Consider the following 17275-nt stretch of genomic DNA (forward strand, 5'->3'; position numbering starts at 1 on the left):
CGACATGCCATCTGACGTACGTTCCTCGCTGGCCAGTACCCGCAACATCGGGATCATGGCCCATATCGACGCGGGCAAGACCACCACGACCGAGCGCATCCTCTTCTACACCGGTGTGAACTACAAGATCGGTGAGGTTCACGAGGGTGGCGCGACGATGGACTGGATGGAGCAGGAGCAGGAGCGGGGGATCACCATCACCTCCGCGGCCACCACCTGTATCTGGCGCGACCACACCATCAACATCATCGACACGCCCGGCCACGTCGACTTCACGGTCGAGGTCGAGCGGTCGCTGCGCGTCCTCGACGGCGCCGTGGCGGTGTTCGACGCCGTCGCCGGTGTCGAACCGCAGAGCGAGACGGTCTGGAAGCAGGCCGACCGGTACAACGTGCCGCGGATCGCCTTCGTCAACAAGATGGACCGTGTCGGCGCCGAGTTCCACCGCTGCGTCGACATGATGGTCGAACGGCTCGACGCGACGCCGGCCGTCATCCAGCTCCCCTGGGGCGTGGAGTCCGACTTCCGCGGCGTCATCGACCTGATCCGGATGAAGGGCCTCCTCTGGCAGAGCGAGGACAAGGGCGCTTCCTACGAGACCGTCGACATCCCGCGCGATCACCTCGAGGCCGCGCAGGAGTGGCGCGACAAGCTCCTGGAGACGGTCGCCGAGAATGACGACGAGCTCATGGAGCTTTACCTCGAGGGTGTCGAGCCCTCCGAGGAGCAGCTCGTGGCCGGCCTGCGGCGCGGAACCCTCGCGAGCAAGCTCAACCCGGTGCTGTGCGGCTCCGCGTTCAAGAACAAGGGCGTCCAGCCGATGCTCGACGCGGTCGTCGAGTTCCTGCCGAACCCGCTGGACATCGGCGCCACCGTCGGCCACGCGGTCAACGACGAGGACACCGAGGTTCGCCGCGAGCCCAGCGAGGACGAGCCGTTCTCGGCGCTTGCCTTCAAGATCATGAGTGACCCGTACGTCGGCAAGCTGACGTACATCCGGGTGTACTCCGGCAGGTTGACCGGCGGCTCGCCGGTGCTGAACTCGACGAAGGACCGCAAGGAGCGCATCGGGCGCATCCTGCAGATGCACGCCAACCACCGGGAGGACCGGGACGGCGTCGGTGCGGGGCAGATCGTCGCCGTGGTGGGGCTGAAGAACACCACCACCGGTGACACGCTCTGCGACCCGAACGCCCCGGTGATCCTGGAGTCGATGACGTTCCCGGCGCCGGTCATCCACGTCGCGATCGAGCCGAAGACGAAGGCCGACCAGCAGAAGCTGGGCACCGCCATCCAGCGGCTCGCCGAGGAGGACCCGACCTTCCAGGTCCGGACCGACGAGGAGACCGGGCAGACGATCATCGCCGGCATGGGCGAGCTGCACCTCGACGTGCTGGTCGACCGCATGCGCCGCGAGTTCGGTGTCGAGGCGAACGTCGGCAAGCCGCAGGTGGCCTACCGGGAGACCATCCGCCGCAAGGTGGAGAAGGTCGACTACACCCACAAGAAGCAGACGGGTGGGTCCGGCCAGTACGCCCGAGTGATCATCAACCTGGAGCCCTCCGGCGGCGACGGCGGCGGCTACGAGTTCGAGAACAAGGTCACCGGCGGCCGCATCCCCAGGGAGTACATCCCGTCGGTGGACGCCGGCTGCCAGGAGGCCATGGAGTTCGGCGTGCTCGCCGGCTACCCGCTGGTCGACGTCAAGGTCACCCTCCTGGACGGCCAGTTCCACGACGTGGACTCGTCCGAGCTCGCCTTCAAGATCGCCGGTTCGATGGCGTTCAAGGACGCGGCCCGCAAGGCCGATCCCGTGCTCCTCGAGCCGCTGATGGCCGTCGAGGTGACCACCCCCGAGGACCACATGGGGGACGTCATCGGCGACCTGAACTCCCGCCGCGGACAGATCCAGGCGATGGAGGAGCGGGGCGGCTCCCGAATCGTGCGGGCGCAGGTGCCGCTGTCGGAGATGTTCGGCTACGTCGGCGACCTGCGGTCGAAGACGTCCGGCCGGGCCAGCTACTCGATGCAGTTCGACTCCTACGCCGAGGTTCCTGCGAACGTCGCCAAGGAGATCATCGCCAAGGCGAGGGGGGAGTGACCGCCCTCGTGGCGTGAGCACCTCCCCGACCTGACTACACAGCACGACACCACCCGTCCTTGGAGGGACACCCGTGGCGAAGCAGAAGTTCGAGCGGACGAAGCCGCACGTCAATATCGGCACCATCGGTCACATCGACCATGGCAAGACCACGCTGACCGCGGCGATCACCAAGGTCCTGCACGACGCGCACCCGGAGCTCAACCCCTTCACGCCGTTCGACCAGATCGACAAGGCGCCGGAGGAGAAGGCCCGCGGTATCACGATCTCGATCGCGCACGTCGAGTACCAGACCGACAAGCGGCACTACGCGCACGTCGACTGCCCGGGGCACGCGGACTACATCAAGAACATGATCACCGGAGCCGCCCAGATGGACGGGGCGATCCTGGTGGTGTCCGCGACCGACGGCCCGATGCCGCAGACGAAGGAGCACGTGCTCCTCGCGCGTCAGGTCGGCGTGCCCTACATCGTCGTCGCGCTGAACAAGGCCGACATGGTCGACGACGAGGAGATCCTCGAGCTCGTCGAGCTCGAGGTTCGCGAGCTGCTCAGCTCGTACGAGTTCCCGGGTGACGACGTCCCGGTCATCCGCGTCTCCGCGCTCAAGGCGCTGGAGGGCGACAAGGAGTGGGGCGCCAAGCTCCTCGAGCTCATGGCCGCGGTCGACGACTCGATCCCCGAGCCGCAGCGTGACATTGACCGGCCGTTCCTCATGCCGATCGAGGACGTCTTCACGATCACCGGTCGTGGCACGGTCGTCACCGGCCGCGTCGAGCGTGGAATCGTCAAGGTCAACGAGACCGTGGAGATCGTCGGCATCAAGCCGGAGACCACCACGACGACCGTGACCGGCGTCGAGATGTTCCGCAAGCTGCTCGACGAGGGGCGTGCCGGCGACAACGTGGGCCTGCTCCTGCGCGGCATCAAGCGCGAGGACGTCGAGCGCGGCCAGGTCATCGTCAAGCCCAAGACGATCACCCCGCACACGGTGTTCGAGGCGCGCGTCTACATCCTGAACAAGGACGAGGGCGGCCGCCACACGCCGTTCTTCAAGAACTACCGGCCGCAGTTCTACTTCCGCACCACCGACGTGACCGGCGTCGTGACCCTCCCCGAGGGCACCGAGATGGTCATGCCGGGCGACAACACCGAGATGACGGTCGAGCTCATCCAGCCGATCGCCATGGAGGAGGGTCTGCGCTTCGCCATCCGCGAGGGTGGCCGGACCGTCGGCGCGGGCCAGGTCACGAAGGTTCTCAAGTAGTAGCGGTGGGCGGTGGGTCCGGAGCCCCCGGGCCCACCGCCCACATTGCTGCTCGGGCGGCGCGATTGCCCGCACCACCCGGGCGGCCCGGCTGCCGGCGCCACCCGGCTGCCGACGTGGCAGGTAATCCGGCCCGAGCGTCGATCGATCGACGCTCAGGCCGGCACGAGACAGCGGTAACCGGCAGATTCCCTTCGCCGGCGGCGGGGCACGGGCCTCGCGCCACCGGCGGCGGCGTGGATCTACGGGCGGTGACCCGGTAGCGGTACCGGCCGGACGAGACAGACAGGACAGGCGAAGCCCACCATGGCGGCACAGAAGATCCGCATTCGGCTCAAGGCCTATGACCACGAGGTCATCGACAGCTCGGCGCGGAAGATCGTCGAGACGGTGACCCGGACGGGTGCGCAGGTCGCGGGACCGGTGCCGCTGCCGACGGAGAAGAACATCTACTGCGTCATCCGGTCGCCGCACAAGTACAAGGACAGCCGCGAGCACTTCGAGATGCGGACGCACAAGCGGCTGATCGACATCCTTGACCCGACGCCGAAGACGGTCGACTCGCTGATGCGTCTCGATCTCCCCGCCGGTGTCGACATCGAGATCAAGCTGTAAGAGGGGCCGGCGCAGTCATGCTCATCCGCAACTACAGAGGGCTCCTGGGCACCAAGCTCGGGATGACCCAGGTATGGGACGCGAACAACCGCGTCGTGCCGGTCACCGTCATCAAGGCCGGACCCAACGTCGTCACGCAGGTCAAGACGCCTGACTCGGACGGATACTCGGCCGTCCAGCTCGGTTACGGCGAGATCGACCCGCGTAAGATCAACAAGCCGACCCGTGGGCACTTCGCCACGAGCGGGGTGACGCCGCGGCGCCACCTCGTCGAGCTGCGCACCGCCGATGCCGCGAACTACCGGCCCGGCCAGGAGCTGACCGGCGAGGTGTTCGTCCCGGGGACCGTCGTCGACGTCACCGGCACCTCCAAGGGCAAGGGCTTCGCCGGTGTCATGAAGCGCCACGGCTTCAAGGGCCTGGGCGCCGGGCACGGCGTCGAGCGCAAGCACCGCTCGCCGGGTTCGGTCGGCGGCTGCGCCACCCCCGGCCGCGTCTTCAAGGGCCTGCGCATGGCGGGCCGGATGGGCCACGCGCGCACCACCACGCCGGGCCTGACCATCCACGCCGTCGACACCGAGCGTGGCTTTCTGCTGGTGAAGGGCGCGATTCCCGGCCCGGACGGCGGTCTCGTCTTCGTGCGCAGCGCGGCCAAGCGCCCGGCGCCCGAGGCGATCGCCCCGGCCGCGACGGTCGGCGCCGGTGAGGAGGTCTCGGCATGAGCCCGGTGGCGACCGCATCCGATCCGGATGCCACCACCACGCGCACCGTCTCGGTGCACGCGCCGAACGGCGGTGACGGTGGCAGCGCTGAGCTGCCCGGTGGCGTGTTCGACGTGCCGCTGAACGTCCCGCTGATCCACCAGGTCGTGGTCGCGCAGCTCGCGGCGGCCCGACAGGGCACCCACGCCACCAAGACCCGCGGCGAGGTCCGCGGCGGTGGTCGCAAGCCGTACCGGCAGAAGGGCACCGGCCGCGCCCGGCAGGGCTCACTGCGCGCTCCGCAGTTCACCGGCGGTGGCGTCGTGCACGGCCCGACCCCGCGCAGCTACGACCAGCGCACCCCGAAGAAGATGAAGGCCGCCGCGCTGCGCGGCGCGCTGTCCGATCGGGCGCGCAACAACCGGGTCCACGTCGTGTCCTCGCTGGTCTCCGGCGAGACGCCGTCGACGAAGGCTGCGGTGACGGCGCTGCGCACGGTCGCGGACACCCGCCGCGTGCTGGTGGTCGCGAGCCGCACTGACGAACTGACCTGGAAGAGCCTGCGCAACGTCGCGGCGGTGCACCTGCTCGATCCGGGCCAGCTCAACACCTACGACGTGCTGGTGAGCGACGACGTCGTCTTCACCGAGGAGGCGCTGGCCGCGTTCCTCGCCCGCGACAGCCGTCCGGCGTCGCCCGCCGCGGCCGGGGCGGAGGAGAACAAGTGATTCCCGACCCGCGTGACGTGATCCTGCGGCCGGTCGTCTCCGAGAAGAGCTACGGCCTGCTCGACGAGAACGTCTACACCTTCATCGTGCACCCGGACGCGAACAAGACCCAGATCAAGCTCGCGGTCCAGCAGATCTTCAGCGTGCGCGTCCTGCGGGTGAACACCATCAACCGGCAGGGCAAGCGCAAGCGGACCAAGCACGGCTGGGGACACCGGTCCGCGACCAAGCGGGCCCTGGTGAGCCTGGCTCCCGGTGACACGATCGAGATCTTCGGAGGCCCCGGTGCCTGAGCGCGTGCGCCGCGCCGCGGCGGCGGCCCACCGGTCGACGGGCCAGGGACGGTAGGAAGCCATGGGAATTCGTAGGTACAAGCCGACGACGCCGGGGCGTCGTGGCGCGAGCGTGGCCGACTTCGTCGAGATCACCCGTGACCACCCGGAGAAGTCGCTGGTCCGCCCGCTGCACTCCAAGGGCGGACGTAACGTCCACGGCCGGATCACCACCCGGCACCAGGGCGGCGGCCACAAGCGGGCCTACCGGATCATCGACTTCCGGCGGGACAAGGACGGCGTGCCGGCGAAGGTCGCGCACATCGAGTACGACCCGAACCGCACGGCCCGCATCGCGCTGCTGCACTACGCCGACGGCGAGAAGCGCTACATCATCGCGCCGGTCAAGCTCAAGCAGGGTGACCAGGTCAGCTCCGGGGTGGGCGCCGACATCAAGCCCGGCAACGCCCTGCCGCTGCGCAACATCCCGACCGGCACCGTGGTGCACGCCATCGAGCTGCGTCCCGGCGGCGGCGCGAAGATCGCCCGCAGCGCCGGCGCCAGCGTGCAGCTCGTCGCGAAGGACGGCCCCTACGCCCAGTTGCGGATGCCCTCGGGCGAGATCCGCAACGTGGACGTCCGCTGCCGCGCCACCGTCGGCGAGGTCGGCAACGCCGAGCAGAGCAACATCAACTGGGGTAAGGCCGGCCGGATGCGCTGGAAGGGCCGCCGGCCCACCGTGCGTGGTGTCGCGATGAACCCGGTCGACCACCCGCACGGTGGTGGTGAGGGCAAGACCTCCGGTGGTCGCCACCCGGTCAACCCGAAGGGCCGTCCGGAGGGGCGGACCCGCGCCAACCACAAGTCGTCCGACGCGCTCATCGTGCGTCGTCGCAAGCAGAACAGGCGGCGGTAGTGACCTCACGCACCCGGACCCCGGCGCCCGTGAGCCCGCCGTCCGCCCCCCGTACCCACCGGATCTGAGCAGGAAGGAGGAGACACAGCCATGCCACGCAGTCTGAAGAAGGGCCCGTTCGTCGACGACCACCTGCTCAAGAAGGTGGACGTGCAGAACTCGAAGGGCACCAAGCACGTCATCAAGACCTGGTCGCGGCGCTCCACCGTGATCCCCGACATGCTGGGGCACACGATCGCCGTGCACGATGGCCGCAAGCACGTCCCGGTCTTCATCACCGAGGGCATGGTCGGGCACAAGCTCGGCGAGTTCGCCCCGACCCGGACGTTCCGCGGCCACGTCAAGGAGGACCGGAGGTCGCGCCGTGGCTGACGATCTCGTCGAGGGCGTGACCCGCGCCGGCCTGCCGGGCGCCAAGGCGTCGGCCCGCTACGTGCGGGTCTCGCCGACGAAGGCTCGCCGGGTCGTCGACCTGGTGCGCGGCCGGTCGGTCAGCGAGGCGCTGGACATCCTCCGGTTCGCCCCCCAGGCGGCCAGCGACGACGTCTACAAGGTCGTCGCCAGCGCCGCGGCGAACGCCGAGAACAACCACAGCCTCGACCCCGCCACCCTGTGGGTGGGTGAGGTCTACGTGGACGAGGGGCCGACGCTCAAGCGCATCCGGCCCCGCGCCCAGGGCCGGGCCTACCGGATCCGCAAGCGCACCAGCCACATCACCGTCGTGGTGGAGAGCCGGGAGCCGGTCTCCGCGGCCGGTCGGGGCGCGAAGACGACTAGGAGGGCCCGGTAGTGGGACAGAAGGTCAACCCGCACGGGTTCCGGCTTGGCATCACCTCGGAGTTCACCTCCCGCTGGTACGCCGACAAGCAGTACAAGGCGTACGTCGGCGAGGACGTGAAGATCCGCAAGATGATGTCGCGGGGCATGGAGCGGGCCGGTATCAGCCGGGTCGACATCGAGCGGACCCAGGGTCGACTGCGGGTGGACATCCACACCGCGCGCCCGGGCATCGTGATCGGACGCCGCGGGGCCGAGGCCGACCGCATCCGCGGCGACCTGGAGAAGCTCACCGGCAAGCAGGTGCAGCTCAACATTCTCGAGGTCAAGAACCCCGAGGTCGACGCGCAGCTCGTCGCCCAGGGCGTGGCCGAGCAGCTCTCCAGCCGCGTCAGCTTCCGCCGCGCCATGCGCAAGGCGATGCAGACGGCGATGAAGGGCGGCGCCAAGGGCATCCGGGTCCAGTGCTCGGGTCGCCTCGGCGGCGCCGAGATGAGCCGGTCGGAGTTCTACCGCGAGGGCCGGGTGCCGCTGCACACCCTGCGGGCGGACATCGACTACGGCTTCTACGAGGCCCGGACGAACTTCGGCCGCATCGGCGTGAAGGTCTGGATCTACAAGGGCGACATTGTCCAGAGCCGGGCCGAGCGCGAGGCGCAGGAGGCGCTGCAGCGTCAGACCCGTCGGGACCGTCCGCGCCGCGGGCCGCGTTCCGGCTCGTCCGGCACCACGCAGGGCGGTACCGACGCCGGTCGCGCCGCGGCGCGCAGCGAGCGCCGGGGGCGCGGCGGGAACGCGCCGGCTCCCGAGACCGCTGCTCCCGAGACCGCTGCACCTGAGACGACCGCACCCGAGTCGACCGCACCCGAGACCACCGCGCCCGAGGCCGCGCCGTCGCAGGCCCCGGCGGCCGAGCCGACCGCGCCCGCCACCGCCGCGACCGAGTCGGCCGCCACGCCGGCCGCCGCCGCGACGACGGGCACTCCGGAGAAGGCGGAGGAATAGATCATGCTGATTCCCCGGAAGGTCGCGCACCGCAAGCAGCACCACCCCGGGCGGACCGGTGCGGCCAAGGGCGGAACCCGCGTCACATTTGGCGAGTACGGGATCCAGGCCCTGGAGTCGGCCTACGTGACGAACCGGCAGATCGAGTCGGCGCGTATCGCGATGACCCGCCACATCCGCCGTGGCGGCAAGGTCTGGATCAACATCTACCCGGACCGCCCGCTGACCAAGAAGCCCGCCGAGACCCGGATGGGTTCCGGCAAGGGCTCGCCCGAGTGGTGGGTCGCGAACGTGAAGCCGGGCCGGGTGCTGTTCGAGCTGTCCGGAGTCGCGGAGCCCGTGGCCCGGGAGGCGATGCGGCGCGCGATCCACAAGCTGCCGATGAAGTGCCGTTTCGTGGTTCGTGAAGGTGGTGCGTGATGGCTGTCGCTACCGCGGACGAGCTGCGGAGCCTGTCGGGCGACGAGCTCGTCGACAAGCTCCGGGAGGCCAAGGAGGAGCTGTTCAACCTCCGGTTCCAGGCGGCGACCGGGCAGCTTTCCAACAACCGGCGGCTGCGTGCCGTGCGGCGTGACATCGCCAAGATCTACACGGTGATGCGCGAACGGGAGCTGGGTATCACCGGCGATCCGGCGCTGGTCGCCGGTGCGGCGGACGATGACGCGACGCAGTCGGAACGGGCGTGAGGGCAGTGGCAGACGAGACGGCCTCCCAGGAGGCTTCGCAGAACACCGAGGCGGCGGTCGCGGACCGCGGCTTCCGCAAGGTCCGCGAGGGCCTCGTGGTCAGCGACAAGATGACCAAGACCGTCGTGGTCGCGGTCGAGGACCGCGTGCAGCACCCGCTGTACGGCAAGACGATCCGCCGGACGAAGAAGGTCAAGGCGCACGATGAGCACGGCACCGTCGGTGTCGGCGACCGCGTGCTGCTGATGGAGACCCGGCCGCTGTCGGCCACCAAGCGGTGGCGGGTCGTGCAGGTCCTGGAGAAGGCCAAGTAGTTCCGGGGCGAGGAAGCCCCAGGGGCAAGTCGGCCCCGTGGGCGAACCAGCCCCCGGCGCCCGGGTGACCGGGTCCGATGCAGTACCGGTTGATCAGCGGTACCGGGTGATCAGGAGCGGAAAGTGATTCAGCAGGAGTCGCGACTTCGGGTCGCCGACAACACCGGAGCGCGGGAGATTCTCTGCATCCGGGTGCTTGGCGGCTCTGGGCGTCGTTACGCGGGGATCGGCGACATCATCGTCGGCACGGTCAAGGATGCCCTGCCCGGCGCCGGCGTGAAGCGCGGCGACGTGGTCAAGGCGGTCGTGGTGCGCACCACCAAGGAGCGCCGGCGGCCGGACGGCTCCTACATCCGTTTCGACGAGAACGCGGCGGTGCTTATCCGGGACGGTGGTGACCCCCGGGGCACCCGCATCTTCGGGCCGGTCGGCCGGGAGCTGCGTGACAAGAAGTTCATGAAGATCATCTCGCTGGCGCCGGAGGTGCTGTGACCGTGGCCACTTTGAAGATCAAGAAGGGTGACACGGTCCAGATCATCACCGGCAAGGACCGCGGACTGAAGGGGAAGGTCATCCGGGCCTACCCCGAGCAGAACAAGGTCCTCGTCGAGGGCGCGAACCGGATCACCCGGCACACCCGCGTCCAGCAGAGCGCGCGGGGCTCGCAGTCCGGGGGCATCGTCACCCAGGAGGCGCCGATCCACGTGAGCAACGTGATGATCGTCGACCCGTCGGACGGACGGCCGACCAGGATCGGGTACCGCATCAACGAGGACGGCACCAAGGTCCGCATCTCCCGGCGCACCGGCGCCGAGCTGTAGGCCGAGCGAGCAGTCGAGCAGTTGGGAATCGAGATCAAATGACTGTGACCACCGAAGACCGGACCACCGGTGCTCGCCCGGTCCCACGGCTCAAGCAGCGGTACCGCGACGAGATCACCACGACGCTGCGGGAGGAGTTCTCCTACCGCAACGTCATGCAGATCCCCGGCGTCGTGAAGGTCGTCGTCAACATGGGCGTCGGCGACGCCGCCCGGGACGCGAAGCTCATCGACGGCGCCGTGCGCGACCTTGCCGCGATCACCGGCCAGAAGCCGGCCGTGCGGCGGGCGAAGAAGTCCATCGCCCAGTTCAAGCTGCGCGAGGGAATGCCGATCGGGGCGAAGGTGACCCTGCGCGGCGACCGGATGTGGGAGTTCCTCGACCGCCTGGTCTCCATCGCGCTGCCGCGCATCCGTGACTTCCGCGGACTGTCGCCGAAGCAGTTCGATGGCGCGGGCAACTACACGTTCGGCGTCACCGAGCAGTCGATCTTCCACGAGATCGACATCGACCGGATCGACCGGGTTCGGGGCATGGACATCACGGTCGTCACCACCGCGACCACCGACGACGAGGGCCGGGCGCTCCTGCGGGCGCTGGGCTTCCCCTTCCGGGAGAACTAGACAGATGGCCAAGAAGGCACTGATCGAGAAGTCGAACCGCAAGCCGAAGTACGCGGTGCGCGGTTACACGCGCTGCCAGCGTTGCGGCCGCTCCCGCTCCGTGTACCGGGTCTTCGGACTCTGCCGGGTCTGCCTGCGGCAGATGGCGCACCGCGGCGAGCTGCCCGGCATCACCAAGAGCTCCTGGTAGACACGGGAGCTTCTCGGTAGACACGGGAGCTTCCCGATAGACCGCTCCACCTCCGCACCTCCCCCCGATCGCGGCAGGCCCACACGACGGCTGCCGGGGACGATCCCCGGCGCCGGCGGGAACCGCCGTGAGAAAGGCGTCAAGCCATGACGATGACCGACCCGATTGCGGACATGCTCACGCGTGTCCGCAACGCCAGCCGGGCCTACCACGACCGAGTGGTGATGCCCCACAGCAAGATCAAGACCCACATCGCCGAGATCCTCCAGCAGGAGGGCTACATCTCCAGCTGGCACGTCGAGGACGCGACCTCGGCTGGCGGCGTCGGCCACTCCCTGGTCATCGATCTGAAGTACGGCCCGAACCGCGAGCGTTCGATCGCCGGGATCAAGCGCATCAGCAAGCCGGGCCTGCGGGTCTACGCCAAGGCGACGAACCTCCCCAGGGTGCTCGGGGGACTGGGCGTTGCCATCATCTCCACCTCGTCGGGGCTGCTGACCGACAAGCAGGCGGGCAAGCGGGGCGTGGGCGGGGAAGTCCTCGCCTACGTCTGGTAAGGAAGGCGAGCGATGTCTCGGATCGGGCGCCTGCCCATTCCCGTCCCCAGCGGTGTCGACATCACCGTCGAGGGGGCGACCGTTACCGTCAAGGGGCCCAAGGGCACCCTGAGCCACGTCGTGGTCGAGCCGATCGGAGTCAACCGGGAGGAGGGTCAGCTCGTCGTGACCCGCCCGGACGACGAACGCCGGTCCCGCTCGCTGCACGGCCTGACCCGCACCCTGGTCTCCAACATGGTCACCGGCGTCACCACCGGGTACTCCAAGACCCTGGAGATCGTCGGCGTCGGTTACCGCGTCCAGGCGAAGGGCTCCGACCTGGAGTTCGCGCTCGGCTACAGCCACCCCGTCCCGGTCAAGGCCCCCGAGGGCATCCGCTTCGAGGTGCAGACCCCGACCCGCTTCGTGGTCCACGGGATCGACAAGCAGTTGGTCGGTGAGGTCTCCGCGAAGATCCGCGGACTGCGCAAGCCCGACCCGTACAAGGGCAAGGGCGTGCGCTACCAGGGCGAGGTCGTCCGCCGCAAGGTCGGGAAGACCGGGAAGTAGGAGATAGATCATGGCAGTGAGCCTCGGCGCCAGCGCGCGTCGGCGGACCGCGAAGCTCCGTCGGCATGTCCGCGTGCGCAAGAAGGTGGCGGGCACCCAGTCCCGCCCCCGGCTCGTCGTCACCCGGTCCTCGCGGCACATCTACGCCCAGGTCATCGACGACGCCGCCGGCCACACGCTCGCCTCGGCGTCCACCCTGGACGTCACCCTGCGCGGTGGCGAGGGCGACAAGTCGGCCCAGGCCCGCAAGGTCGGCGAACTGGTCGCCCAGCGGGCGAAGGCGGCCGGGATCGACGCGGTCGTGTTCGACCGCGGCGGCCGGACCTACGCCGGTCGCATCGCCGCGCTCGCGGATGCGGCGCGGGAAAGCGGGCTGGACTTCTGATGACCGCTCAGCCCCAAGCCACCCAGTACAGCCAGCACAGGGAGATGTTGTAGATGCCAGGCCAGCAGCGCCGCGGCGGCGGGTCCGGCGGCTCGGACCGTCGGGAACGCCGGGACCGGTCGGGCGGCGGCCCGGCCCAGGAGAAGAACGCCTACGTCGAGCGGGTCGTCGCGATCAACCGCGTCGCCAAGGTCGTCAAGGGTGGTCGTCGCTTCAGCTTCACGGCCCTCGTCGTGGTCGGTGACGCCGACGGGACCGTCGGCGTCGGCTACGGCAAGGCCAAGGAGGTCCCCGCCGCCATCGCCAAGGGCGTCGAGGAGGCCAAGAAGCACTTCTTCAAGGTGCCCCGGATCGGCTCGACGATCCCGCACCCGGTGCAGGGTGAGGAGGCGGCGGGCGTCGTCCTGCTCAAGCCGGCCTCGCCCGGTACCGGTGTGATCGCCGGCGGTCCGGTGCGCGCCGTGCTGGAGTGCGCCGGTGTGCACGACGTACTGTCGAAGTCGCTCGGCTCGTCGAACCCGATCAACATCGTGCACGCGACGGTGGCCGCCCTGCGCGGCCTCATGCGGCCCGAGGAGATCGCGGCCCGACGCGGTCTGCCGCTCGAGGACGTCGCCCCGCCGGCCATGCTGCGCGCCCGCGCGGCCGGGGCCGGTGTGTGATGGCCAAGCTGCGCATCACGCAGATCCGTTCGGGGATCGGCGGCACCCACAACCAGCGGGCCACGCTCCGGACCCTCGGCCTGCGGAAGATCAACGCCACAACCGTCCGTGACGACCGTCCCGAGGTTCGCGGGATGATCAGGACTGTGACCCATCTTGTCCGGGTCGAGGAGGTGGACTCCTAGCCATGGCCGAACTGACCAAGACCGACAAGGGCGAGACCCCCAAGGGCGAGACCCCCAACGGTGAGACCGCCAAGGGCGACGCCGGCTCGGCGCAGACCGAGCGTGGCCGTGGCCTGAAGGTGCATCACCTGCGTCCGGCGCCCGGCGCCCACCGCAGCCGGATCCGCGTCGGTCGCGGTGAGGGCTCCAAGGGCAAGACGGCCGGTCGTGGCACCAAGGGCTCCAAGGCCCGCAAGCAGGTGCCCGCCCGGTTCGAGGGTGGCCAGATGCCCCTGCACATGCGGCTGCCCAAGCTCAAGGGCTTCAGCAACCCGGCCCGGGTGGAGTACCAGGTGGTGAACCTGTCCACGCTGGCCGAGCTGTTCCCTGCGGGCGGCGAGGTGGCCAAGGCCGACCTCGTGGCCAAGGGGGCCGTGCGCGCCAAGCTGCCGGTGAAGGTGCTGGGCAACGGCGACATCGACGTCGCGCTGCACGTCAGCGCCGACGCGTTCTCGGCATCCGCGCGGGAGAAGATCGCGGCTGCCGGCGGGAGCGTCACCCAGAGTTGAGACCCCGGGCGAGGGGCGGCCCCACGGCCGTCCCTCGCCCTGCTTGTCCGGGCAGCCCGCGCAACAGGCGGCGCGCACCGGCATCAGACTGGTTCTTCCCGGCCACCGCTGCTTACTGGGCGTGATGTCCGGACGAGTGGACCGGGTGTCCTGTTACAGTCGCCTAACCGACGTCGGCCGCCGGCCGCCGTAGGCGCTCCGCACAGGGCAGGATGTCCACTCCCCGTCGGTCCGCAATCCCAGCAGGAGGAGCCGTGCTCACCGCCTTCACGCGGGCATTCCGCACTCCTGACCTGCGCAAGAAGCTGCTGTTCACCGTCGGGATCGTGGTGCTGTTCCGGTTCGGCAGCGTCATGCCGTCGCCCGGCGTCTCAACCCGCGCGGTCAACACCTGCCTCAACAGCGCGAGCGCGGACAGCAGCAACGTCTACTCGCTGATCAACCTCTTCAGCGGTGGCGCACTGCTCCAGCTCTCCATCTTCGCGCTGGGCATCATGCCCTACATCACCTCGAGCATCATCATCCAGTTGCTCGTCGTCGTGATCCCCCGCCTCGAGCAGCTCAAGAAGGAAGGCAGCTCGGGCGAGCAGAAGCTCACCCAGTACACCCGCTACCTGACGATCGCGCTCGGCGTTCTGCAGGCGACCGGCATCGTGGCGCTGGCCCGCAGCGGACGGCTCTTCCCGAGCTGCTCGGCCGCCATCATCCCGGACACGAGCCTGTTCCGGGTCGCGACGATCGTCATCACGATGACCGCCGGTACCTCGGTCATCATGTGGATGGGCGAGCTGATCACGGCGCGTGGCGTCGGCAACGGCATGTCTCTGCTGATCTTTACCTCGATCGCGGCGCGCCTTCCCTCCGAGGGCAGCCGGATCCTCCAGGTCGCCGGCGGCGTGGTGTTCAGTCTGGTGATTCTGCTGGGGCTCGCGATCATGGTCTTCGTGGTGTTCGTCGAGCAGTCCCAGCGACGGATCCCGGTCCAGTACGCGAAGCGGCTGATCGGCCGGCGGATGTACGGGGGCACCTCCACCTACCTGCCCATCAAGGTCAACCAGGCCGGGATCATCCCCGTTATCTTCGCCTCCTCCCTGCTCCAGCTCCCGCAGCTCGCCGGGCAGGTGTGGAGCAACCAGGGCTTTCAGGACTTCGAGCAGAGGTATCTCTCTCGCGGGGACCATCCGCTCTACCTCGTGACGTACTTCGCACTCATCATCGCCTTCACCTACTTCTATGTTGCGATCACCTTCAACCCAACGGAGGTCGCGGACAACATGAAGAAGTATGGTGGGTTCATCCCCGGGATCAGACCGGGTAACCCGACGGCGGAGTACCTCAAACACGTACTAGACCGGATCACTCTCCCCGGCTCGCTGTTCCTCGGAGTGATCACCGTCCTTCCGTTGGCACTGTTGAACCTGACCAAGGACCAGCCGTTCCCCTTCGCGGGCACCTCGGTCCTGATCATGGTGGGGGTGGGGCTGGAAACCGTGAAGCAGATCGAAAGCCAGCTCATGCTCCGCAATTACGAAGGTTTCCTCCGGTAGTGCGCCTCGTACTGGTGGGACCGCCCGGTGCCGGAAAGGGTACGCAGGCCGCGTTCATTGCCCAGGCGCGGTCCATCCCCAAGATCTCGACTGGGGACATCTTCCGAGCGAACGTGCGACAGGGAACCGAACTGGGCGTCAAGGCCAAGACCTTCATGGATGCCGGTGACCTCGTGCCCGACGAGGTCACCATCGGGATGGTTCGCAACCGGCTCGCCGAGGACGACGCGGTCAAGGGCTTCCTGCTTGACGGGTTCCCCCGCAACGTGCCCCAGGCCGAGGTGCTCGGGCAGATGCTCGACGGGATGGGAACCCGCCTGGACGTGGTCCTGGAGCTCGTTGTCGACGACGACGAGGTGGTGCGGCGGCTCTCCGGCCGGCGGACGTGTCGCGCCTGCGGGCACATCTGGCATCTCGACTTCGACCCGCCGTCGGTCGAGGGCCTGTGCGACCGGTGCGGCGGCGACCTGTTCCAGCGCGACGATGACCAGGCCGCGACCGTGCGCCACCGGCTCGAGGTGTACGCGGACCAGACGTCGCCGCTGGTGGCGTACTACGCCGAGAAGGGCATCCTGATCGGCATCGACGCCACCGGCCCGGTGGACAACGTCACCGATCGGGCGCTCGACGCGCTGCGGCACTACGGGGACTGAGACGCCCGCCGCCCAGCGCCTGCCCGCTCTCGCGGTGGGCGGCGGTTTTGCGTCGGTCCTCGGGGTGGGCGTCGGCGGTTCGGATGATCGTCCGTGCTGCCGCCATCGGGTTGACGGTTAGCATCGGGTATCGGATCAGGACACGGACACAGACCGAGGCGAGAGCGTGGCGCGACGAGAGCACGTCCAGATCAAGACCGCGGCGGAGATCGCCAAGATGCGGGTGGCCGGCCTGCTCGTCGCCAAGACGCTCGCCCGGCTGCGCGAGGCGGTCGCCCCCGGCGTGACGACCGCGGACCTCGACGCGCTCGCGGAGAAGACGATCCGCGGCGACGGCGGAATCCCCTCGTTCAAGGGCTATGCCCAGCCGCCGTACCCGGCGTCGATCTGCAGTTCGGTCAACAACGAGGTCGTCCACGCGATCCCGACGCGCAGGCGGGTGCTGCGCGAGGGCGACATCATCTCGATCGACTGCGGCGCGATCGTGGACGGCTGGCACGGGGACGCGGCGATCACCGTCCCGGTCGGTGAGGTGTCCCGCGAGGCCCTCGACCTGATCGCGGCCTGTGAGGGCTCGCTGTGGGCCGGCCTGGCCGCCGCCCAGCTCGGTGGCAAGCTCACCGACATCAGCGCCGCTGTGGAGCGCCACATCCGCCCGCACGGCTACGGCATCGTCGACCACTACGGCGGCCACGGAATCGGCACCGAGATGCACCAGCCCCCCCACGTGCTCAACTACGGCCGGCCCGGCCGCGGCATCCGCCTGGTCGAAGGACTGGCGCTGGCGATCGAGCCGATGATCACCACGGGCTCGCCGGACACGACCGTGCTCTCCGACGACTGGACCGTCGTGACCCAGGACGGCAGCCTCGCCGCGCACACCGAGCACTCGGTGGCGATCACCTCGCGAGGCCCCTGGGTGCTGACCGAGCCCGACGGTGGGGTCGCTCGACTCGCCGCGCTCGGCGTCGCCTGCGGGCAGCCCGCCGATGCCCCGTCCGGCATCGGCTGAGCCTGTGTTGGCCCTTGACGGATGGGCCACGTACACTCTTCAGTTGGCGGTCTCCTCACGCCGGTGTGCTCCACCGCGTCGATAGCAGTCCTGATACGTGGCAGTTGCGGTCGGTGGCAGTGTGGTTGGCGGTCCGTGGTCCCTTCTGGGGTCCGGGCCTC

26 protein-coding genes are annotated in these 17275 nt (G+C 69.1%); all 26 read left to right on the forward strand.

What is annotated here, in order from left to right; translation table 11 throughout:
• Positions 1 to 4 precede the first annotated feature (4 nt).
• The 26 genes from fusA to map all read left to right on the forward strand — a co-directional run bounded on the left by fusA (position 5) and on the right by map (position 17114).
• Entirely contained in the window at positions 5 to 2101 is a 2097-nt protein-coding gene (gene fusA, locus FF36_RS07120; RefSeq protein ID WP_044884200.1) for an elongation factor G, read from the forward strand.
• A 73-nt stretch (positions 2102 to 2174) separates the two neighbouring features.
• Entirely contained in the window at positions 2175 to 3368 is a 1194-nt protein-coding gene (gene tuf / locus FF36_RS07125) for an elongation factor Tu (RefSeq protein ID WP_044884201.1), read from the forward strand.
• Between the two features lie 306 nt (positions 3369 to 3674).
• Positions 3675 to 3983 (forward strand): 30S ribosomal protein S10, encoded by a 309-nt coding sequence (gene rpsJ / locus FF36_RS07130; protein WP_007514815.1) that lies wholly within the window; start codon positions 3675 to 3677, stop codon positions 3981 to 3983.
• 17 nt (positions 3984 to 4000) lie between these two features.
• Entirely contained in the window at positions 4001 to 4705 is a 705-nt protein-coding gene (gene rplC / locus FF36_RS07135; protein WP_044884202.1) for a 50S ribosomal protein L3, read from the forward strand.
• The gene (gene rplD, locus FF36_RS07140; protein WP_044884203.1) at positions 4702 to 5412 is read left to right on the forward strand and encodes a 50S ribosomal protein L4; all 711 of its coding nucleotides are present in this window, start codon (positions 4702 to 4704) and stop codon (positions 5410 to 5412) included. Before rplC ends, rplD begins: the two co-directional genes overlap by 4 nt.
• Positions 5409 to 5705 (forward strand): 50S ribosomal protein L23, encoded by a 297-nt coding sequence (gene rplW, locus FF36_RS07145; protein ID WP_009740526.1) that lies wholly within the window; start codon positions 5409 to 5411, stop codon positions 5703 to 5705. The genes rplD and rplW overlap by 4 nt, the downstream gene beginning before the upstream one ends.
• 61 nt (positions 5706 to 5766) lie before the next feature.
• Entirely contained in the window at positions 5767 to 6600 is an 834-nt protein-coding gene (rplB, locus tag FF36_RS07150) for a 50S ribosomal protein L2 (RefSeq protein WP_009740525.1), read from the forward strand.
• A gap of 90 nt (positions 6601 to 6690) precedes the next feature.
• Positions 6691 to 6972 (forward strand): 30S ribosomal protein S19, encoded by a 282-nt coding sequence (rpsS, locus tag FF36_RS07155; RefSeq protein ID WP_009740524.1) that lies wholly within the window; start codon positions 6691 to 6693, stop codon positions 6970 to 6972.
• Positions 6965 to 7390 (forward strand): 50S ribosomal protein L22, encoded by a 426-nt coding sequence (gene rplV / locus FF36_RS07160; protein ID WP_044884204.1) that lies wholly within the window; start codon positions 6965 to 6967, stop codon positions 7388 to 7390. The genes rpsS and rplV overlap by 8 nt, the downstream gene beginning before the upstream one ends.
• Positions 7390 to 8382 carry a 30S ribosomal protein S3 gene (rpsC, locus tag FF36_RS07165; protein ID WP_044884205.1) on the forward strand — a complete coding sequence of 331 codons (993 nt, stop codon included), beginning with the start codon at positions 7390 to 7392 and terminating at the stop codon, positions 8380 to 8382. The genes rplV and rpsC overlap by 1 nt, the downstream gene beginning before the upstream one ends.
• 3 nt (positions 8383 to 8385) lie before the next feature.
• Entirely contained in the window at positions 8386 to 8802 is a 417-nt protein-coding gene (gene rplP / locus FF36_RS07170; protein WP_009740521.1) for a 50S ribosomal protein L16, read from the forward strand.
• On the forward strand, positions 8802 to 9068 hold the full coding sequence (gene rpmC / locus FF36_RS07175; RefSeq protein ID WP_197537247.1) for a 50S ribosomal protein L29: 267 nt from the start codon (positions 8802 to 8804) through the stop codon (positions 9066 to 9068). Before rplP ends, rpmC begins: the two co-directional genes overlap by 1 nt.
• Before the next feature lie 5 nt (positions 9069 to 9073).
• Complete coding sequence (rpsQ, locus tag FF36_RS07180; RefSeq protein ID WP_044884206.1) at positions 9074 to 9382, forward strand: 30S ribosomal protein S17; 309 nt, start codon at positions 9074 to 9076, stop codon at positions 9380 to 9382.
• A gap of 123 nt (positions 9383 to 9505) precedes the next feature.
• Positions 9506 to 9874: a 50S ribosomal protein L14 gene (gene rplN, locus FF36_RS07185; protein WP_009740518.1), complete on the forward strand. Its 369-nt coding sequence runs from the start codon at positions 9506 to 9508 to the stop codon at positions 9872 to 9874.
• Positions 9875 to 9876: 2 nt separating this feature from the next.
• Positions 9877 to 10203, forward strand: a complete 327-nt coding sequence (rplX, locus tag FF36_RS07190; RefSeq protein ID WP_085949702.1) for a 50S ribosomal protein L24 — start codon at positions 9877 to 9879, stop codon at positions 10201 to 10203.
• A 38-nt stretch (positions 10204 to 10241) separates the two neighbouring features.
• The gene (gene rplE / locus FF36_RS07195; RefSeq protein ID WP_044884207.1) at positions 10242 to 10826 is read left to right on the forward strand and encodes a 50S ribosomal protein L5; all 585 of its coding nucleotides are present in this window, start codon (positions 10242 to 10244) and stop codon (positions 10824 to 10826) included.
• Between the two features lie 4 nt (positions 10827 to 10830).
• Positions 10831 to 11016, forward strand: coding sequence for a type Z 30S ribosomal protein S14 (locus FF36_RS07200; protein WP_011602308.1), 186 nt, complete (start codon positions 10831 to 10833; stop codon positions 11014 to 11016).
• Positions 11017 to 11162: 146 nt separating this feature from the next.
• Positions 11163 to 11573 carry a 30S ribosomal protein S8 gene (gene rpsH / locus FF36_RS07205; RefSeq protein ID WP_044884208.1) on the forward strand — a complete coding sequence of 137 codons (411 nt, stop codon included), beginning with the start codon at positions 11163 to 11165 and terminating at the stop codon, positions 11571 to 11573.
• A 12-nt stretch (positions 11574 to 11585) separates the two neighbouring features.
• Positions 11586 to 12122, forward strand: coding sequence for a 50S ribosomal protein L6 (gene rplF, locus FF36_RS07210; protein ID WP_044884209.1), 537 nt, complete (start codon positions 11586 to 11588; stop codon positions 12120 to 12122).
• Positions 12123 to 12132: 10 nt separating this feature from the next.
• A complete protein-coding gene (rplR, locus tag FF36_RS07215; protein ID WP_044884210.1) occupies positions 12133 to 12507 on the forward strand; it encodes a 50S ribosomal protein L18 in 375 nt (124 codons plus the stop codon).
• A 53-nt stretch (positions 12508 to 12560) separates the two neighbouring features.
• Positions 12561 to 13169 carry a 30S ribosomal protein S5 gene (gene rpsE / locus FF36_RS07220; RefSeq protein ID WP_009740511.1) on the forward strand — a complete coding sequence of 203 codons (609 nt, stop codon included), beginning with the start codon at positions 12561 to 12563 and terminating at the stop codon, positions 13167 to 13169.
• Positions 13169 to 13354, forward strand: a complete 186-nt coding sequence (gene rpmD, locus FF36_RS07225; protein WP_011602312.1) for a 50S ribosomal protein L30 — start codon at positions 13169 to 13171, stop codon at positions 13352 to 13354. The genes rpsE and rpmD overlap by 1 nt, the downstream gene beginning before the upstream one ends.
• 2 nt (positions 13355 to 13356) lie before the next feature.
• A complete protein-coding gene (gene rplO / locus FF36_RS07230) occupies positions 13357 to 13902 on the forward strand; it encodes a 50S ribosomal protein L15 (protein WP_110431424.1) in 546 nt (181 codons plus the stop codon).
• 254 nt (positions 13903 to 14156) lie between these two features.
• Positions 14157 to 15449, forward strand: coding sequence for a preprotein translocase subunit SecY (secY, locus tag FF36_RS07235; protein WP_011602314.1), 1293 nt, complete (start codon positions 14157 to 14159; stop codon positions 15447 to 15449).
• Positions 15449 to 16102: an adenylate kinase gene (locus FF36_RS07240; protein WP_044884211.1), complete on the forward strand. Its 654-nt coding sequence runs from the start codon at positions 15449 to 15451 to the stop codon at positions 16100 to 16102. Before secY ends, FF36_RS07240 begins: the two co-directional genes overlap by 1 nt.
• Before the next feature lie 166 nt (positions 16103 to 16268).
• A complete protein-coding gene (gene map, locus FF36_RS07245) occupies positions 16269 to 17114 on the forward strand; it encodes a type I methionyl aminopeptidase (protein ID WP_044884212.1) in 846 nt (281 codons plus the stop codon).
• Positions 17115 to 17275 lie beyond the last annotated feature (161 nt).

The sequence above is a fragment of the Frankia torreyi genome (genome assembly GCF_000948395.1).
In the GTDB taxonomy this organism is placed as follows: Bacteria; Actinomycetota; Actinomycetes; order Frankiales; family Frankiaceae; genus Frankia; species Frankia torreyi.

Excerpts from the sequence above, each read along its gene's own strand:
- fusA (WP_044884200.1), top strand. The coding sequence starts at position 5 with ATGCCATCTGACGTACGTTCCTCGCTGGCCAGTACCCGCAACATCGGG.
- rpsJ (WP_007514815.1), top strand. The coding sequence starts at position 3,675 with ATGGCGGCACAGAAGATCCGCATTCGGCTCAAGGCCTATGACCACGAG.
- rplC (WP_044884202.1), top strand. The coding sequence starts at position 4,001 with ATGCTCATCCGCAACTACAGAGGGCTCCTGGGCACCAAGCTCGGGATG.
- rplD (WP_044884203.1), top strand. The coding sequence starts at position 4,702 with ATGAGCCCGGTGGCGACCGCATCCGATCCGGATGCCACCACCACGCGC.
- rplB (WP_009740525.1), top strand. The coding sequence starts at position 5,767 with ATGGGAATTCGTAGGTACAAGCCGACGACGCCGGGGCGTCGTGGCGCG.
- rpsS (WP_009740524.1), top strand. The coding sequence starts at position 6,691 with ATGCCACGCAGTCTGAAGAAGGGCCCGTTCGTCGACGACCACCTGCTC.
- rplP (WP_009740521.1), top strand. The coding sequence starts at position 8,386 with ATGCTGATTCCCCGGAAGGTCGCGCACCGCAAGCAGCACCACCCCGGG.
- rpmC (WP_197537247.1), top strand. The coding sequence starts at position 8,802 with ATGGCTGTCGCTACCGCGGACGAGCTGCGGAGCCTGTCGGGCGACGAG.
- rplE (WP_044884207.1), top strand. The coding sequence starts at position 10,242 with ATGACTGTGACCACCGAAGACCGGACCACCGGTGCTCGCCCGGTCCCA.
- FF36_RS07200 (WP_011602308.1), top strand. The coding sequence starts at position 10,831 with ATGGCCAAGAAGGCACTGATCGAGAAGTCGAACCGCAAGCCGAAGTAC.
- rpsH (WP_044884208.1), top strand. The coding sequence starts at position 11,163 with ATGACGATGACCGACCCGATTGCGGACATGCTCACGCGTGTCCGCAAC.
- rplF (WP_044884209.1), top strand. The coding sequence starts at position 11,586 with ATGTCTCGGATCGGGCGCCTGCCCATTCCCGTCCCCAGCGGTGTCGAC.
- rplR (WP_044884210.1), top strand. The coding sequence starts at position 12,133 with ATGGCAGTGAGCCTCGGCGCCAGCGCGCGTCGGCGGACCGCGAAGCTC.
- rpsE (WP_009740511.1), top strand. The coding sequence starts at position 12,561 with ATGCCAGGCCAGCAGCGCCGCGGCGGCGGGTCCGGCGGCTCGGACCGT.
- rpmD (WP_011602312.1), top strand. The coding sequence starts at position 13,169 with ATGGCCAAGCTGCGCATCACGCAGATCCGTTCGGGGATCGGCGGCACC.
- rplO (WP_110431424.1), top strand. The coding sequence starts at position 13,357 with ATGGCCGAACTGACCAAGACCGACAAGGGCGAGACCCCCAAGGGCGAG.